Source organism: Haloarcula sp. MBLA0138 (genome assembly GCF_055632455.1).
Map to the genome: position 1 here is coordinate 1032602 of NZ_CM145746.1, position 14948 is coordinate 1047549.

Annotated in this window: 21 protein-coding genes; 9 read left to right on the forward strand and 12 right to left on the reverse strand. The window is 69.7% G+C overall.

Going from position 1 to position 14948, the window contains the following annotated elements; translation table 11 throughout:
- Nucleotides 1-179 precede the first annotated feature (179 nt).
- Nucleotides 180-728 (reverse strand): DUF1684 domain-containing protein, encoded by a 549-nt coding sequence (locus ACV7JO_RS05330; protein WP_470355304.1) that lies wholly within the window; start codon nt 726-728, stop codon nt 180-182.
- A gap of 106 nt (nt 729-834) precedes the next feature.
- On the opposite strand from ACV7JO_RS05330, the gene ACV7JO_RS05335 reads away from it, so the two are divergent.
- Genes ACV7JO_RS05335 through ACV7JO_RS05345 form a run of 3 tightly spaced genes read left to right on the forward strand, consistent with a single transcriptional unit; the run spans nt 835 to nt 3242 of the window.
- Complete coding sequence (locus tag ACV7JO_RS05335) at nt 835-1497, forward strand: J domain-containing protein (RefSeq protein ID WP_470355305.1); 663 nt, start codon at nt 835-837, stop codon at nt 1495-1497.
- 57 nt (nt 1498-1554) lie between these two features.
- Complete coding sequence (gene hisD / locus ACV7JO_RS05340) at nt 1555-2826, forward strand: histidinol dehydrogenase (protein WP_470355306.1); 1272 nt, start codon at nt 1555-1557, stop codon at nt 2824-2826.
- A gap of 41 nt (nt 2827-2867) precedes the next feature.
- Entirely contained in the window at nt 2868-3242 is a 375-nt protein-coding gene (locus ACV7JO_RS05345) for a HesB/IscA family protein (RefSeq protein ID WP_470355307.1), read from the forward strand.
- Here the strand turns inward: ACV7JO_RS05345 and ACV7JO_RS05350 are convergent.
- From ACV7JO_RS05350 to ACV7JO_RS05380, 7 genes are all read right to left on the reverse strand, one after another.
- A complete protein-coding gene (locus tag ACV7JO_RS05350) occupies nt 3239-3439 on the reverse strand; it encodes a dodecin (RefSeq protein ID WP_470355308.1) in 201 nt (66 codons plus the stop codon). The genes ACV7JO_RS05345 and ACV7JO_RS05350 overlap by 4 nt on opposite strands.
- 45 nt (nt 3440-3484) lie before the next feature.
- Nucleotides 3485-4144 carry a DUF2238 domain-containing protein gene (locus ACV7JO_RS05355; RefSeq protein WP_470355309.1) on the reverse strand — a complete coding sequence of 220 codons (660 nt, stop codon included), beginning with the start codon at nt 4142-4144 and terminating at the stop codon, nt 3485-3487.
- Nucleotides 4131-4754, reverse strand: coding sequence for a hypothetical protein (locus ACV7JO_RS05360; protein WP_470355310.1), 624 nt, complete (start codon nt 4752-4754; stop codon nt 4131-4133). Before ACV7JO_RS05360 ends, ACV7JO_RS05355 begins: the two co-directional genes overlap by 14 nt.
- 48 nt (nt 4755-4802) lie before the next feature.
- A complete protein-coding gene (locus tag ACV7JO_RS05365) occupies nt 4803-5717 on the reverse strand; it encodes a metal-dependent hydrolase (RefSeq protein ID WP_470355311.1) in 915 nt (304 codons plus the stop codon).
- 39 nt (nt 5718-5756) lie between these two features.
- Nucleotides 5757-6287 carry a mechanosensitive ion channel domain-containing protein gene (locus ACV7JO_RS05370; protein WP_470355312.1) on the reverse strand — a complete coding sequence of 177 codons (531 nt, stop codon included), beginning with the start codon at nt 6285-6287 and terminating at the stop codon, nt 5757-5759.
- 91 nt (nt 6288-6378) lie between these two features.
- Complete coding sequence (locus ACV7JO_RS05375) at nt 6379-6684, reverse strand: DUF7116 family protein (RefSeq protein WP_470355313.1); 306 nt, start codon at nt 6682-6684, stop codon at nt 6379-6381.
- Nucleotides 6685-6744: 60 nt separating this feature from the next.
- Complete coding sequence (locus tag ACV7JO_RS05380) at nt 6745-6984, reverse strand: DUF5816 domain-containing protein (RefSeq protein WP_470355314.1); 240 nt, start codon at nt 6982-6984, stop codon at nt 6745-6747.
- 72 nt (nt 6985-7056) lie between these two features.
- On the opposite strand from ACV7JO_RS05380, the gene ACV7JO_RS05385 reads away from it, so the two are divergent.
- Together ACV7JO_RS05385 and ACV7JO_RS05390 are read left to right on the forward strand one after the other, a co-directional pair.
- Nucleotides 7057-8412, forward strand: a complete 1356-nt coding sequence (locus tag ACV7JO_RS05385; protein ID WP_470355315.1) for a bifunctional metallophosphatase/5'-nucleotidase — start codon at nt 7057-7059, stop codon at nt 8410-8412.
- A 32-nt stretch (nt 8413-8444) separates the two neighbouring features.
- On the forward strand, nt 8445-8891 hold the full coding sequence (locus ACV7JO_RS05390) for a universal stress protein (RefSeq protein ID WP_470355316.1): 447 nt from the start codon (nt 8445-8447) through the stop codon (nt 8889-8891).
- Here the strand turns inward: ACV7JO_RS05390 and ACV7JO_RS05395 are convergent.
- Nucleotides 8861-9859 carry a mechanosensitive ion channel family protein gene (locus ACV7JO_RS05395; RefSeq protein ID WP_470355317.1) on the reverse strand — a complete coding sequence of 333 codons (999 nt, stop codon included), beginning with the start codon at nt 9857-9859 and terminating at the stop codon, nt 8861-8863. The two genes, ACV7JO_RS05390 and ACV7JO_RS05395, sit on opposite strands and share 31 nt — an antisense overlap.
- Nucleotides 9860-9937: 78 nt before the next feature.
- Here ACV7JO_RS05395 and ACV7JO_RS05400 point away from each other — a divergent pair, with 78 nt between their 5' ends.
- Nucleotides 9938-10510, forward strand: coding sequence for a PAC2 family protein (locus ACV7JO_RS05400; protein ID WP_470355318.1), 573 nt, complete (start codon nt 9938-9940; stop codon nt 10508-10510).
- A gap of 121 nt (nt 10511-10631) precedes the next feature.
- Nucleotides 10632-10814 carry a DUF8106 domain-containing protein gene (locus ACV7JO_RS05405; RefSeq protein ID WP_470355319.1) on the forward strand — a complete coding sequence of 61 codons (183 nt, stop codon included), beginning with the start codon at nt 10632-10634 and terminating at the stop codon, nt 10812-10814.
- On the opposite strand, the gene ACV7JO_RS05410 is transcribed toward ACV7JO_RS05405, so the two are convergent.
- Nucleotides 10801-11661 carry an eIF2B alpha/beta/delta subunit family protein gene (locus tag ACV7JO_RS05410; RefSeq protein WP_470355320.1) on the reverse strand — a complete coding sequence of 287 codons (861 nt, stop codon included), beginning with the start codon at nt 11659-11661 and terminating at the stop codon, nt 10801-10803. The two genes, ACV7JO_RS05405 and ACV7JO_RS05410, sit on opposite strands and share 14 nt — an antisense overlap.
- Before the next feature lie 94 nt (nt 11662-11755).
- Here ACV7JO_RS05410 and ACV7JO_RS05415 point away from each other — a divergent pair, with 94 nt between their 5' ends.
- The gene (locus ACV7JO_RS05415; protein WP_470355321.1) at nt 11756-12187 is read left to right on the forward strand and encodes a type IV pilin domain-containing protein; all 432 of its coding nucleotides are present in this window, start codon (nt 11756-11758) and stop codon (nt 12185-12187) included.
- A gap of 41 nt (nt 12188-12228) precedes the next feature.
- Here ACV7JO_RS05415 and ACV7JO_RS05420 read toward each other — a convergent pair whose 3' ends face one another.
- Both ACV7JO_RS05420 and ACV7JO_RS05425 read right to left on the reverse strand, forming a co-directional pair.
- Nucleotides 12229-13353: a DoxX family protein gene (locus ACV7JO_RS05420; protein WP_470355322.1), complete on the reverse strand. Its 1125-nt coding sequence runs from the start codon at nt 13351-13353 to the stop codon at nt 12229-12231.
- 24 nt (nt 13354-13377) lie between these two features.
- Complete coding sequence (locus tag ACV7JO_RS05425) at nt 13378-14376, reverse strand: DUF502 domain-containing protein (protein ID WP_470355323.1); 999 nt, start codon at nt 14374-14376, stop codon at nt 13378-13380.
- An 88-nt stretch (nt 14377-14464) separates the two neighbouring features.
- On the opposite strand from ACV7JO_RS05425, the gene ACV7JO_RS05430 reads away from it, so the two are divergent.
- Complete coding sequence (locus ACV7JO_RS05430; RefSeq protein ID WP_470355324.1) at nt 14465-14944, forward strand: GNAT family N-acetyltransferase; 480 nt, start codon at nt 14465-14467, stop codon at nt 14942-14944.
- Nucleotides 14945-14948 lie beyond the last annotated feature (4 nt).

Genomic DNA, 14948 nt, shown 5'->3' on the forward strand with positions numbered 1-14948 from the left:
AATAACCACGACATACAGAATTCATAAATGAGATTTCACTATCGGGTGCGTTAGGTACCGTGATGTCGAGATTTCGCAGTACTGCGCGTTCATAAGACAGAATATCTAAACCAACCGTATATGTAAATCGTTCATCGGATACGCTGACTCCGCGGCGGTGTGACGAGCCGAGTCGGCGGCTACCGGACCCGCTCGCCGGCCTCGACGGCGGCGTCGAGCCAGTTCTCCTCGGGGGGCAGCGGGCAGTCGAACGTCTCGCTGTAGGCGCAGAACGGCGCGTACGCGAGGTTGAAGTCGAGCGTGACGCGGTCGCCGTCGGCGAGTTCACCGGCCGACTCCAGTTCGATGTAGCGCCCCTCCTCGTAGGTCTGTTGGCCCGTCGTCTTGTCGCGGAACGGGACGAAGACGGCGTCGCCGTCCTCGTCAGGCTGGCGGTACCCGTGGAGTTCGCACGCCTGCCCGTCCAGTTCGAACGCGAACGTGACGACGCGGCGGTAGCGGACCGACCGGCCGGCCGTCGTCTCGATGTCCAGCGTCGCCGGGTCGTCGTGGACGGTGACGGTCGCCTCGACGCGGTAGTCCGGGTCCGGGTCGAAGTACGCCAGCCCGTCGAAGGCGTCGCGTTCGTCCGGCGGAATCGGCGACTGCCGGTGGTCGGCGAAGAAGTCGTCTTTCTCCGCGCGGTTCGCCCGGAGCCGTGTGGCCCACGCTTCGGTGTCGTCGGTCATACCGACGGTACACTCTCGGTCGGTATCAGTCCGGCGGCTCGGCCCGGTGAAACCGGCGGTAGTTTCTTGTGATGGAGCCTGCAACGAACGCTCACGCAGGGGTGTCATGGGGACGACGTTCTACGAAGCGTTGGGGGTCGACCCGGACGCGAGCGAGACGGCAGTGTACCGAGCGTACCGACAGCGAGTCAAGTCCGCCCACCCGGACGTGAGCGACGACCCCGACGCGCGGGCGCGGTTCCGACGGCTCACGACAGCCAAGGAGGTACTCACCGACGGGGCCGAGCGGGCGCGGTACGACCGCCTCGGCCACGCGGCGTACGTGCAGCGACACGTCACCGACGGGGCGTGGGCGGCGACCGCGGACGGGTCGACTGACGGCACCGACCCGCCCCCGACGGACGGCGGTGACCCGACGGTCACTGGCGAACCGACGGCGCAGTCGGGTGCGCGAGCGCGGGAGCGCCAGACCCGCGGCGGGCACACGGCCCACGGGACCGCCGCGAGCTACTACCAGCCCGGCCGGCGGGTGAACCCCCGTCCGACGGGGTCGACGACGGGTCTCAGCGACGCCGTCCGGACGGCCGGGCCGTGGCTCCTGATACACGCGCTGTTGTTCGTCAGCGCGGCGGCGACCGCGCTGTTTCTCGCCGTGGGCGGACTGGCCGGCGCGTTCCCCTCGGTGGCGAGTGTGGTACTCGCGGTCTCGATGGTCGGCATCACGCTGTTCGTGCAGGCGATGCACGTCGCCTCGCGGGTGTCGGTCTGAGCCGGCCACCGACGGGCGAAGGGAAACCCGTTTTTCCGTCGGCCCCGAAGCGTCGGTATGAACGTACGGAGAGTCGCCGACCTCGGCCCCGATGAGCGGGCGTCGCTGTTCGACCGCGACGCCGGCGTCGAGGCGGTGCGCGACGACGTGCGGGACATCGTCTCGCAGGTCCGCGACGAGGGCGACGCCGCGGTGCGGCGCTTCGCCAGCGAGTTCGACGGCGTCGAGGTGGGCAACGTCGACATCACCGACGCGGCCGAGCGGGCCTACGACGAGATAGCCGATGAGACGCGCGACGCCATCGAGGACGCGGCGGCCAACGTCCGCGCCTTCCACGAGCGACAGGTCCCCGAGGACTGGCGCGACGACTTCGACGGCCGGGAACTCGGCCGGCGGTTCCGGCCGCTCGACAGCGCCGGCGTCTACGTCCCCGGCGGCACCGCCGCCTACCCCTCCAGCGCGCTGATGGGGGTCGTGCCGGCGGCCGTCGCCGGCGTCGACCACGTCGCCGTCGCCACGCCGCCAGCCGAGGAGGTCAACCCGGTCACGCTCGCCGCCGTCCACGCCGCGGGGGCCGACGCTGTCTATCAGGCCGGCGGGGCACAGGCCGTCGCGGCGCTGGCCTACGGCACCGAGACCGTCAGCGCGACCGACATCGTCGTCGGCCCGGGCAACCGCTGGGTCACCGCGGCGAAGGCGGAGGTCCGGGGCGACGTGGAGATCGACTTCCTCGCCGGCCCCTCGGAAGTGCTGGTGGTCGCCGACGGGACCGCGGACCCCGAACTGGTCGCCGCCGACCTCGTCGCACAGGCCGAACACGACGAGAACGCCTCCGTCGTCGCGATCACCGACGACGCCGACCTCGCGGACGCGGTCGCCGAGGCCGTCGACAGACAGGCGAGCGAGCGCGCCCGCGAGGCGGTCGTCCGCGGTGCGCTGGACAACGACGCCTCCGGCGTGTTGCTCGCCCGGTCGATGAGCGAGGCGGTCCTGTTCGCCGAGGAGTACGCCGCCGAACACCTCTCGATACAGGCCGCGGACGACGAGGCGCTGCTGGAGCGCATCCCCTCGGCGGGGTCGGTGTTTCTCGGCCCGTACAGCCCCGTCGCGGCCGGCGACTACGCCGCGGGCACGAACCACGTCCTGCCGACCGGCGGCGGGGCGCGGGTCACCGGCGGGCTCTCGGTCGACACGTTCGTCCGGTCGACGACGGTCCAGCGGTTGGACGCCGACGCGCTCGGCGACATCGCCGACACGGTCACGACGCTGGCCGAGGCCGAGGGGCTGGAGGGCCACGCCGAGAGCGTCCGCAAGCGCTTCGAGGACTGACCGGCGTCAGGGTTAACACGCTCGCCGACGGAGACGGTACCATGAGCAGCACCGTCGACGAGAGCGACCCGGAACCGGGCGGGACCACCATCGGCGTCACGGAGACGGCGGCCGCCGAAGCGCTGGACCTCCTGACCGGCGAAGGGATGGATACGGACGTGGCCGGCCTCCGCCTGTTCGTCCAACAGGGCGGCTGTGCGGGCCTCTCTTACGGGATGCGGTTCGACCACGAACCGGAAGACGACGACACCGTCTTCGAACACCACGGGCTGCGCGTGTTCGTCGACAGCGCCAGCATGGACTACATCGAGGGGTCCGTACTGGAGTACGAGGGCGGCCTGCAGGGCGCGGGGTTCCACGTCGAGAACCCCAACATCGTCAGCGAATGCGGTTGCGGCGAGTCGTTCCGGACCTAGTCCTCCAGTTCGAAGGCCACCACGACCTCGGCTTGGTACTCGCGGCCCTCGACGCTCGCTATCTCGACGCCCAGTTCCTCCACTTCCACCCACTTCAGGTTGTCCAGTGTCGCCTCCGCGCGCTCGATGGCGTTGTCGGCGGCGGCGTCGAAGCTCTCCGGGCTGGTCCCTATCAGCGTTATCTTCTTGAACACCATTGCGTGTTACCAAGACACACACTGGCGTCAAAAAGCTACGCCCCGCTATGCGGTCCGCGTCTCGAGCCAGCCCGTGACGTAGCCGACGACGTCGGTGAGGTGTGCGGTCCCCCAGACGGCGACGACGGCCGCGCCGACGGTGTCGAACACGAGGTCGAGCATCGTGTCGCCGAGGCCGTACTGGGTGAGGACCGCGCTGCTCCCGGTCGCCTCGGCGGCCAGCGCGACGGCGAACTCGATGACCTCCCAGAAGACGCCGAACGCGAGCACGAACAGGAGGATGAACACGAACATGAACCGCGGCGGGACGGCTATCTCCTCGGTGTGTTCGTCGAGGGCGCGGACCGTCGTGTACCCAACCGCGGCGACGACCGACGACGACAGGGCGTGCGTGAGGTGGTCCCACCACCAGACGGTGGCGTAGAAGTTCTGCTCGGCCCCGGGGAGCCCCACGGTCCCGAGCGCGTGCAGGAAGACGGCGCTCGTTATCCACAGCGTCAGCGCCGGGTCCAAGGCGATACCGTAGTCACGCTCTAAAAGCGGCGGGAGTTGGGTGACCACCAGCCCGACGGCGGTGTTGACGACGATACCGGTGTTGCCCCGCTCTAGCCCGATGGCGAGGATGGCGACCATCGAGAGCGTCATCGCTCGGGAGAGGCGCGCTTGCGTCCGCACGCTCATCCCGAGCCGGTCACGCAGCCTCATCCGGTCGCACCTCCGGGGGGACGCGTCGGGTGCCGACCTGCCGGCGCACGTAGACGGCGAAGACGACGCCGGCACCGAGACCGGCCAGCGTCGAGGCGACGAACTCCCACATCAGCGCCTCCTCGATGGCGTGGTTGGTCAGCGCGGGGTCCAACAGGAACGTCGTCCCAAACAGCTGGTCGGTCCCCCAGCGAACGACCGCCCAGACCCCCGCTGTCGCCATCGTGGCGATAGCGACGAACACGACTGCGAAGCGAGGGGTCATCCTGACCGGCGTGAACAGTTGGAGTTCGACGGCGACGACGAGCGCGATGGCCGCCACGGAGAGGTACGTGGCGAGGTTCCCGGTCCACGAGAGCGTGGCGAACGCCCGCCCGACGACCGGGAGCGCGGCGAGCAGCAGCATCTCCCACGGCAGCATCGCGTAGCGGTTCCGGAGCCGGACCGACGGCAGCACGGCCAGCAGTGCGACGACGGCCGCGAACCCCGCCCACAGCAGGTCGCCACGCAGCGCGCTCCCCGCGGCGACGGCCGCGACGAGCGCCACAATCGTCCATCCGACGACGGCGTTCGTCCGTCGGTCGCGGAGGAGGTCCGCGATGTCACTCATAGCTACGGAGAGCGCGCGGCGGTGGAAAACACTGTCGGCGCGGGGGGGTCAGAGCAGTCCGTAGGCCAAGGCGTAGGCCAGCGCCGCCACCGTCACCGCCGTCAGGCCGGTCACGACCGCTTCAAGCGGGTTCACGCCGCGCTTGAACGGGCGGGCCGGCACGCCGACGACGCCCAGCGAGAGGACGCTGAAGACGAACAGCGAGGCGTCGTCGAGCGTCGGCGCGGGGACCAACAGCGCGGCGGCCGCGTAGCCGGCCCCGAGGGAGGCCCGCGGGTGGACCAGTTCCCCCAGCGTGTACCCCCGCAGCCGGGCGTAGGTCCGGACGGCGAGCCAGACGGTCCCGAGTTCGACGAGGAAGGCCGCCAGCAGGTGCGCCGTCGGGTCGGGGTGGAGGGCGATTCGCTCCGCGACCAGCACCGTCTCGAACGGGTACAGCAGCGGCGGGGGCGACCCGGTGAACAGGTCGCCGAAGGGGTGTGTGAGGAGGCCGACGGCGGCCGCTGCGAACAGCGCCCGCGGCCCGACGGCCAGTCGGCGGGCGGGCAGCGTCACCGCGAGCCCGCACAGCGCGTAGACGGCGACGACGACGCCGCCGACCGCGCCGCTGGCAAGCGTTGTGACGGCGACGAGTCCGCCGACGAGTCCGAGGGCGGCTGCCCGGGTGCCGGGCCGGCGAGCGGCCCACAGCGCGACGGCGACCGCGAGGACGGCCCCCAGTACGAGCGAGTGGGTCGGCCCGCGGTGGACGACGTTGGCCGTCTCCCAGAACACGTCCGGACCGAGCGAGCCGACCGAGCGAAGCGCCAGCCCGACGGGCGCGTAGACGATGTCCGCGTCCGGGACCCACGCGAACAGTCCGGCGAGCACGCCGAGACCCATCGCCCGATTCCGGTCGGCTCCGGCCCGGCGCGCCGCCATCGCACAGAGGGCGAACGCTAACAGGCCGTGGCCGACGAACATAGGCTCGATTTCGTCGCCAGCGAATATAAGCGTCGCGTGTCACTCGGTAGCTACGTTCGTCCACTGCTTCTCGATGTCGGCGTTGGCCCGGACGACGGTGTCGCCGTCCACCTCGAACCGGGTCTTGCGGAGTTCGATGGCCCGGACCGTCCCCGTGATGCCGGCGGCGCTGACGGTGTCGCCGGGGTTGAAATCCGGGTCCCGGAGGAGGTAGACGCCGGCGACGGCGTCGGCTATCATCCCAGAGAGGGCGTAGGAGACGCCGAGCGCGAGAAATCCCGTGGCGGTGCCGAGCGACGCCGCGACCAGCGTCAGCCCAACGATAGAGAGAAAGGAGAGCCCGACGGCGAACCACAGGAACACGAAGACGATGGCCGCGATGAACTGCCGGTAGACGGGCGAGTCGCCCGGAAGTGCCCGTTCCAGTGCCGTTCGAACGGCCAGCATGACGACCTTGACGACGACAGCCGACGCCGCGAGAAACACCACGCCCGTCAGGAGGTCCGGGAGCGCCGTGACGATACCGTTGAGGAGCCGGTCGAGCGCTGTTTCGAGGACGCCGAGTTGCACGTAGGGGAGTCGCGTCGCCGGTCCCTAAGTGTTGGCCCGGCCGACCCGGCCGTGCCCGGTCGGGGCGAAACCGCCCCCGGAACCCGGACGGCTACTCGCCACAGGCGCGGACCACGTCGTAGCCGCCGTCGTCGCGGACGGCGATGACGGCCCACTCGTAGGCCGGGTCGGCGCTTGCGAGTCGGTCTCGGAGGTGGTCTGCCTCGGGGGCGCGGGTGACGAAACAGCGCAGGTCCCCCGTCTCGGGTATCTCGCTCGGCCCGTCACACACTGTCACGGCCACCGTCCGCCACTCGTGTTCGGCGCGCAGTTCGGTGCCGGTGCCCGACACGGAGTACCCGATGTCGTCGAATATCGACTGGGCCTGCTCGGTGAGGTGTGTGCTAACTGCACCCATCTGTGAGTCCGTACCGCGGGTGAGGGTATAAACGTTCCTAGCTGACAGGTGACCGACAGGCTACTCGTGGGCGGCGTCCCACTCGTCGGGCTTCTTGAGGTTGCTGCAGTCGTTACAGCGGATGCGCCCCATCGCATCCATCGCGTTGTTGAACGTCTCGCAGTTGCCACAGAAGTACCCCCACCGCCGCTCGCGCTCGTCGTCGACGTAGACGACGAAGAAGGGGCCTTTCGTCCCCGTCTCGCCGCCGGCCCGGTCGATGTACAGCGACTCCCCGTCCGGTCCCGAACGCTGTTCCATACCGTCCGCTGACCGCCCAGCGGCTAAACGACTGCGGAACCGACTTGTCGCTCCGGCGCGCCAGTGGGTCTGATGGGTCCCCGACTGGTCCACTACTCGGACATCGAGAACGTCTACGACGAGCCCGACCGGGTCGGCCGCCTCGCCGCCACCCTCCGGCGGCTGGACGGTCGGGACGCGCTGCTGGTCGGGACCGGCGACAACACCGGTCCCGGCGTGCTCTCGCTCGTGACCGACGGCCGGCAGGCCCGCGACCTGTTCGGGGCGGTCGAGCCCGCCCTCGAGACGTTCGGGAACCACGACTTCGACCACGGGCTGGCCGCGGCCCGCCGAATCGTCGCCTCGACACCCCAGACGTGGCTGACGGCCAACCTCCGCCACGAGGACCGGCGGCTGTTCGCCGAGGAGACGGCCCCGTCGGCGCTCCGGTCGGTCGGGGGGACGACAGTCGGGTTCGTCGGCGTCACCACGCCGTCGGTCGCGTCGGCCAACCCCGCGGCCGCGGCGCTGACGGTCACCGACCCCGTCGCCGCCGTCGCCGACGCCACGGCCGACCTCCGGGCGCGGGGGGCGGACCGCGTGGTCGTCCTCTCGCATCTCGGGCGGGCCGACGACGAGGTGGCGACGGCCTGCGACGTGGACGCGGTGCTGGGCGGGCACGTCCACGAGCGCCGCATCGAGCGCGTCGCCGGGACGCTGTGTACCCGCCCGGGGGTGAACGGGGACGCGGTGGTCGCCGTCGACCTCGGGGGCGAGGTGCCGACGGCCGAGTTCGTCCCCGTCGACAGCCCCCGCGACGAGACCGTCGCCGCCGCGGTGAGCGAACGGCTGGCCGATGCGGGGCTGGACGAGGTAGTCGCACACGTCGACGACCCGATACCCCGCGGTCGGCTGGACACGGTGGGCGGCGAGAGCCGCGTCGGGAACCTCGTCGCCGACGCCTACCGTTGGGCGACCGGGGCCGACGTGGGCCTCCAGAACGGCGGCGGCGTCCGGACCGCCGAGCGGCCCCTCGCGGGCGACGTGACCGTAGCCGACCTCGTCTCGGTGGTCCCCTTCGAGGAGTCGCTCGCGGTCGCCGAACTCACTGGCGCGGAACTGCGGACGCTGTGTCGGCAGGCCGACGGCCGCGCAGTCGGCTTCGGCGAACCGGAGTGGTGGCACGCGCACCTCTCGGGGATGTCGGTCGTCTACGACACCGACGCTCAGCGGGTCGAGCGCCTGACAGTGGGCGGTGACGTGGTCGACCCCGCGGCGACGTACACGCTGGCGACGACCGAGTACCTCCTCCAGACGCCCGAGGAGTTCCCCGCACTCACCGAATCTCACCGCGTGGCGACCGGCGACACGCAGTACGAGGTGCTGGCCGACTACGCGCGAGCGGCGGGCCTCGACCCCCGCGTCGAGGGACGAATCCGTCGTCGCTAGCCCTTTAACCCCGGACGGTGAAGCGTCGGGTGATGCCACAGGTCGTCGTTCCGGTGCGGTATCCGCTATCGGAGAACTCACGGGCCACGCTCGCCGAGGCCATCGAAGTCGCCGAGGCCGAGGACGCCGACCTCACAGTCCTCCACGTCAATCTCTACCAGAACGGAACGAAAGTGACCCGCGCACAGCTCAAGTCGGCCGTCGAGCGCGCGTTCGGCCACGTCCCCCGCTCGCGGTACGTCGTCCGGTCGGGGCTGCTGGTCGAGGAGACCATCCTCGACGAGGTGGCCGCACAGAACGCCGACATCGTCGTCATCGGGAGCAAGCAGGTCAGCCGCTGGCGGAAGATGATTCGGCAACTGCTGGACGACCCCGACGTCGAGCACTTCCTGCGCGAGGAGCTGGACTGCGACGTGGTCACGGTGACCCGCGACGGCGTGCCGACCCGCTACGGCCCCTCGGAGTCCTCGGGGAACTGAGTCTCGGGGTCGTCGGCCGCGGGACTCTCGGGGGCGTCGACGCTCCCGTCTCCGTTCCCGCGCTCGGCCACCGAGACGTCGAGTTCGCCGCTGGTATCGTCGAGATACAGGTGCGTGTGGGGGTACGCTATCTCCACGTCGGCGTCGTGGAGGGCGTCCCAGACGTTTGTCTGGACCCGCGAGCGCGTCGCCCGCAGCTTGTAGGGCTCGGTGACCCAATAGCGGAGGTTCAACAGGACACCGTGGTCGGCGAACGTCTCGATGTACGCCGTCGGCGCGGCGGGGTAGCGGGCGGCCCCGATGCGGATGTCCGGCCCGCCCTCGATGACGTTGTCGACGCCGCGGGCGGCCCGTTCGGCGAGGTCGCGGGCCGCCGGGATGTCGCTCTCGTAGGTGACCAACAGTTCGAGCGACTGGCGCGTCCGCGGGTCCTCGGCGGAGTAGTTGACGACGTCCCGGTCCCGCATCGTCCCGTTGGGAATGACGAGAAACGTGTTGTCGAGCGTGAAAACCTTGGTGTGTCGGAGCGTGATGTCCTCGACGAAGCCGCGCTCGTTGCGGTCGGCGAGTTCGACCATGTCGCCGATCTCGTAGGGCTGGTCGGCCAGCAGGAAGAGCCCGGAGATGTAGCCGCCGACGATGGGCGCGAGGATGACACCGACCACGGCGGAGAAGACGGCGACCGAGAGTCCGATGTCTCCGACACGCAGCCCGTAGATGTTCATGATAGCCAGCAGCGCGAAGACCCCGACGGCGACGCGGATGGCTCGCAGGGCCGTCCGCGTCAGGCTCGGTCGGCGGAAGTACTGGGCGATGCGCCGCCCGAGCAGGCGAACGAGGAGCTGTGAGAGGAGGTAGGCCCCGGTGATGACTATCACCGTCTCGCCGAAGTTGACGGCCCACTCGGGGACCCCGACGAGCAACTCGGTGATGGCCGTCTGGACCGCCCGGAGCGAACCGACGAACATGGCACACAGTCCACGGCCTCGTTAAAAAAGGGTTACTCCTCCCAAAGGGCTTAGCCCGCCGCCGCCGACTGTTCCGGTATGGGTGAGCCACGACACCACGACACACGGTTCGAGGTCACGAAGGCGCTCCCGCCGGTCGAGACGCTAGTCGTCGGCGTCCTCGTCAGCGAGCGCCCGGTTCGCCCCGAGGCGGCCCCGGACATCGCCGACGCCGTCGTCGACCTGTGTGCAGACCACGGTATTCCCTCGGTCACCGTCTGCTCCGGTGTTCCGGTCGCTCACGGCCCCGACGACCACGTTCCCTTCTACGTCGCCACGCAGGACTACCGCGAGCGGTACCTCGACGGGACCGACGTGCGGCCGATGGGCAACGGCTTTCTCGACGGCCTGTCCGCCGAACTGGTCCGCCACGGCATCGGGTCGCCGGAACTGGCCGTCGGCGTGCTCACGACGCCGGTCCACGCGCAGGCCCCCGACGCCGCGGCGGCGATACGCCTGCTCGACGCCCTCGCCGCGTGCCAAGACCTCACCGTCGACACGGGGCCGCTGGAGGCGTTCGCCGCCGACGTGGAGTCACACTACCGCGCGCTGGCCGAGCGCGTCGAGGAGTCACACGCCGAGACACAGCCCGACGACCGGATGTACATGTGAGGCGCGGCCGAAAGTATAAAATTATGTTAATAGTCGTTTCGGGGGTACGGGGGTGGTCTACGGTAAACGATTACACAGTCTGCCGACACATACTTGAGCGTACGGCGCGTCGGTTCACACGATGACCACCGATGTCGAACACGCGGCGGCCGTCGACGACGAACGGCCGACTCGCGGCCGGGCCAAGAGCGTGCTGTTCTGCCCGGTCTGTGGCTACGAGAGCCCGGTCGGCGGGGACTGGGACGTGAGCGGTTGCGAGCGGCGGCAGTGCCCGAACTGCCGCACGGTCGTCAGCGACCGGTAGGGCGGCGCACGTCCTCGTCGGTGACGACGGTGTCGAGCAGGCGGACCGGCGTGGCGTCGTAGTTCGGGTTCCCGATATCGAAGCCGTCGGCCGGTTCGCGCATCACCTCCGCGGGCGGCCGGAACTCGTTCTCGAAGGCGAAGGCCCCGTCGACGAGTTTCGACGCCGCGCCGACCACGGTGACCGGCACGTCTAGGTCGACCGCCGTCGCCGCGATGGGGTAGGTGCCGACCCGGTTGTACAGCGTCCCGTCGACGATGCAATCCATCCCGACGAGGACGCGGTCGCACTCCCCGAGGTAGTGTCCCGCGGCACTGTCGACGACGAGCGTCACGTCGACGCCTTCGCGGCCGGCCAGTTCGCGAGTCGTCTTCCGGCCGAGGAACCGCGGCCGGGACTCGGTGGCGTACACCTCGAAGCTCTTCCCGTCGGCCAGCGCGTGGTCGAGCGTCGCCAACACCGTCGAGGAGAAGTCGTGTGTCAGCAACACGTCGCCGTCGTCGAGCAGGTCGGCCGCCCGCTCGGCGGCGGTCTCTTTCGCCGACTCGACGGCGGCGACGACGGCCTCGACGGCCTCGACGGTCGCGGCCTTGGCCGCGTCGACGTCTTCGGGGTCGGCGTCGGCCACCCGGTCGAGTATCTCGCGTTGGGTGGTGTGTAGCGAAGCGTGGGAAGGGTTCGCGCGGCGGAGGGCGTCGCTGTTGCGTTCGAGCGAGCGGCGGTAGTCGTCGACGGTGTGGAACTCCCGGTCGGTCAGCGAGCGCAGCGCCTCGGCCGCCTTCACCGCGACCTCCGAGGAGCCGTGGGTCTGCATCTCGGTTATCTGTTCGACCGTCTCGTCTATCATGTGGGTGGCTGTGACCCGAACCGCAATGGGTCTTCCCCTCGCGGGGCCGAACGACATTTAACGCCGTCCCGCGTTGTGCGGGACAGAGACGGCAATGGGAACGGGACAGTTCTGGGCCGACGACGTCGGGATGTCCGAGTCGCTGGGCGTCGCCGTCCTCGTCGGGATAACGATATTCGTCACGGCCATCGTCGGGCTGAACGTCCTCGTCGTCGACACGGACACCGGGCCGCCGGAGGCCAACTTCACCTACGACTACGTCGAGCAGAGCCAACTGCTCATCGTGACCCACGCGCAGGGCGACGAGATTCCCGCGGGGAACATCGAGTTCGAGGGGCCGGAGACGAAGGCGACGTGGGCGACGCTGGCGAACCGAAACGAGTCCGCACCGGTGGGTCCCGGCGACATCACGCAGTTGGGCGAGGACAACGCCTACGGCGACGCCGTCAGCGCGAGCGACCGGATTCAGGTGTACTACAACGACAGCGGCAACCGGACCCGGCTGGGCGGGTGGGCCGGGGGCTGAGCGGCGGGCGCGCCCGTACTGTCCCGCCGCGCCGGCGTCGCTCAGTCTGCCGGTGTCGCCGCCTCGTCGTCGCTCCGCTCATCGACTGCCACAGTGTCGGTCTCGGGTGACGCCGGCCGCCCGTAGCGGCTGTCGAGCGAGAACGATCCCGCGCCCATCGTGAACACGGCCGAGGCCATCCCGAACAGCGTGACGTGTGCGAGCACCGGGTCGTCGGGGAGGCCGAACAGCGTGGTCGTAAAGAGGACGAACGACGCCGCGGCCGCACCCCGCGTGAACAGGCCGACGAGCAGGGCGAGGCCGACGACGATTTCGGTCGCGCCGGCCCCGAGTACCCACAGGCCCGGGTCGACCGGGACGACGTTCGTGAGGCCGTACTTCTCGACGACGAGTAGGGCGCTGCCGGGGTCGGCGAGTTTCTGGAACAGGCCCAGATAGACGAACGTCACGCCCATCCCGACTCGGACGACGGTCGGCACGAACCGGCGGTACGGCTCCGTGGCCGCGTCGAGGAACCGCTTCAGGTGGTGGACCGGGTCGACGCGGCCGTAGTAGGTGCCGTCGGTGCCCGCGACCGCTTGGAGCATGTCGTCGGCGCTGGGCCGGCCACCGCCAAGCACCAGTAGGGCGAGAAAGGCGGGCACGTACTCCATGGCGAGGACGACGGCGGGGTCGACGGCGAGCGCCCACGCGTAGGTGACCAGTGCGACCGCGGTGACGATGCGCGTCGCCAGCCCGAACAGGATGCAAAACCCCAGTCCGATGAACAACAGCCTGACGAGTGGGTTCGCGGCCGTATCGAAGGTCACGGTCGGCGCGAACAGGTACCCTTGGAAACCGGCACCCACCAGCGGGAGGCCGACGCTCAGGCGCAGCATCCACGGAACGAGGTCGGCGTAGCCCGCGAGTTTTCGCCGGAGGACGACCACGTCCTCGATAGTCGGCCTGACCCACAGGTACGCGCCGACGGCGACGGCCCCGGCGACGGTGGTGCCGCCGACCAGCGCCGCGTTGAACGGCTCCGACAGCACCGAGCGGGCGAAAGCGACCGCGTCGACGGCGCTGCCGGGGTCGCCGGTGACGTAGTCGACGTGCGCGGCGGCGCGACCGGTCGCCACGGCGGCGGTGACGACGGCGACGAGGGCGGCGTTGCGGAGCGAGCGCATACCCGTTCTAGGCGAACCGGCCACCTAACCCTGTTCCCTCTCGTCACGGTCGTCGTCACGTTCGAGGTCGGCCGGCGTCGTCGTCCCGTCGCCGAGGGTCCCCTCCGGGTTCTCGATGTCGGCCGGGGTCTCTGTCCCCTCGTCAACCGGGTCGTCGGCGGCGTCTCGGTCCGCGACGGCATCCGGCGTCGCGGCGTGTTTCGGGTCGACCTGCTCCTCGTAGGCCCCGCGCCGCCCGTCGAGGTCCCGCTCGGGGACTGGCCCCCGCATCTCGTCGGCCGGTCGGTACTGGGCCTCCGTGGGGTGGACCGTCGGCGTGCCGGTCGGCGACCCACCGCCGACGGGTGTCTGGACACCGCTCTCGCCGATTGCGACGCCGCTGGTCACGATAGAGCGGATGCCCTCCTCGACGGTGAGGTCCACCTCGTGTACCCGGTCGGCGTCGACGTGGATGACGTACCCGCCCATGACAGGGTTCGGTGCCATCGGCATGAACAGCGTCACCATCTCCTCGGTTCCGGTCGCTCTCTCTATCTCGCCCGGCGTCGCGGCGGTGACGAAGGCGATGGCGTAGGACCCGGCTGTCGGGTACTCGACGAGGACCACCTCCTGAAAGCTCTGCGTGTCGTCGTCGAGCAGCATGTCACTCATCTCGTCGAAACTGGTGTACAGCGACCCGATGCCCGGGATTCGCTGGACGGTCGCGTCGAACATCCCCTCGATTCGCCCCTCGCCCTCGCGGCGTTCGGCGACGAGGCCGACGGAGAATATTCCCGCGACCAGCAGGCCGAGGGCGGCGACTTTCAACACTACCGTGTCGGTGGTCGTCTCTTGGAGGCTGGAGACGCCGAAGATGACGCTGACCACGGGGTCCAACGCGTTCGAGAGGAAGTTCACGACGAATCCCAAGACCAGCAGCGTCACGAGCAGCGGGATGGTCAGGGCAAACCCCGTCAGGAGGGCCTGCCGCGCGGTGGTCCTGACTGTCGTCGGCGAGACTCGTCGCTCGACCCGCTCTTTCATACCCCCACACACGACAGCGACCGCAAAAAAGGTACAGCAGGTCCTCGGGCGGTGGAATTATATTCGTCCCCCTGCTACGTCAGTGGCAGTGAGCGTCAACATCGAAACGAAGGTCGTCGAGCGGGGGAGCGACGAGCACGTCGGTGCCGCGTGGCGTCTCAAGGAATCCATCCGGGACGCCGACGGCGTGCTCCGGCAGCGACGGGGCTTCTTCCGCGACGCCTACCGCCGGTCGACGGTCTATCTCTACGTCGACCGGTCGGCCGAGGAACTCGTCGGGTTCGCCGCGGTCCGCCGCGACGGCTACATCCTCTTTCTCGCCGTCGGCGACGACTACCGCGGGCACGGCTTCGGCAAGCGCCTCGTCGCCCGCGTCGCCGAGGACCACGGCACCATCACCTGCCACGCCCGGACGACCAACCGTGCCGCCATCGGCTTCTACAAACACATCGGCTTCGAGACACGCCGGCGCATCGACAACTACTACGAGGACGGCGGCGACGCCTACTACCTCAAACTCGGCGAGGACACCATCACCGACAAGCTCTCGAAACTGCTACGCGGGTAGGAGA

Coding starts and splice junctions, on each gene's coding strand:
- ACV7JO_RS05330 (WP_470355304.1), bottom strand. CDS start 728: ATGACCGACGACACCGAAGCGTGGGCCACACGGCTCCGGGCGAACCGC.
- ACV7JO_RS05335 (WP_470355305.1), top strand. CDS start 835: ATGGGGACGACGTTCTACGAAGCGTTGGGGGTCGACCCGGACGCGAGC.
- hisD (WP_470355306.1), top strand. CDS start 1,555: ATGAACGTACGGAGAGTCGCCGACCTCGGCCCCGATGAGCGGGCGTCG.
- ACV7JO_RS05345 (WP_470355307.1), top strand. CDS start 2,868: ATGAGCAGCACCGTCGACGAGAGCGACCCGGAACCGGGCGGGACCACC.
- ACV7JO_RS05350 (WP_470355308.1), bottom strand. CDS start 3,439: ATGGTGTTCAAGAAGATAACGCTGATAGGGACCAGCCCGGAGAGCTTC.
- ACV7JO_RS05355 (WP_470355309.1), bottom strand. CDS start 4,144: ATGAGGCTGCGTGACCGGCTCGGGATGAGCGTGCGGACGCAAGCGCGC.
- ACV7JO_RS05360 (WP_470355310.1), bottom strand. CDS start 4,754: ATGAGTGACATCGCGGACCTCCTCCGCGACCGACGGACGAACGCCGTC.
- ACV7JO_RS05365 (WP_470355311.1), bottom strand. CDS start 5,717: ATGTTCGTCGGCCACGGCCTGTTAGCGTTCGCCCTCTGTGCGATGGCG.
- ACV7JO_RS05375 (WP_470355313.1), bottom strand. CDS start 6,684: ATGGGTGCAGTTAGCACACACCTCACCGAGCAGGCCCAGTCGATATTC.
- ACV7JO_RS05380 (WP_470355314.1), bottom strand. CDS start 6,984: ATGGAACAGCGTTCGGGACCGGACGGGGAGTCGCTGTACATCGACCGG.
- ACV7JO_RS05385 (WP_470355315.1), top strand. CDS start 7,057: ATGGGTCCCCGACTGGTCCACTACTCGGACATCGAGAACGTCTACGAC.
- ACV7JO_RS05390 (WP_470355316.1), top strand. CDS start 8,445: ATGCCACAGGTCGTCGTTCCGGTGCGGTATCCGCTATCGGAGAACTCA.
- ACV7JO_RS05395 (WP_470355317.1), bottom strand. CDS start 9,859: ATGTTCGTCGGTTCGCTCCGGGCGGTCCAGACGGCCATCACCGAGTTG.
- ACV7JO_RS05400 (WP_470355318.1), top strand. CDS start 9,938: ATGGGTGAGCCACGACACCACGACACACGGTTCGAGGTCACGAAGGCG.
- ACV7JO_RS05405 (WP_470355319.1), top strand. CDS start 10,632: ATGACCACCGATGTCGAACACGCGGCGGCCGTCGACGACGAACGGCCG.
- ACV7JO_RS05410 (WP_470355320.1), bottom strand. CDS start 11,661: ATGATAGACGAGACGGTCGAACAGATAACCGAGATGCAGACCCACGGC.
- ACV7JO_RS05415 (WP_470355321.1), top strand. CDS start 11,756: ATGGGAACGGGACAGTTCTGGGCCGACGACGTCGGGATGTCCGAGTCG.
- ACV7JO_RS05420 (WP_470355322.1), bottom strand. CDS start 13,353: ATGCGCTCGCTCCGCAACGCCGCCCTCGTCGCCGTCGTCACCGCCGCC.
- ACV7JO_RS05425 (WP_470355323.1), bottom strand. CDS start 14,376: ATGAAAGAGCGGGTCGAGCGACGAGTCTCGCCGACGACAGTCAGGACC.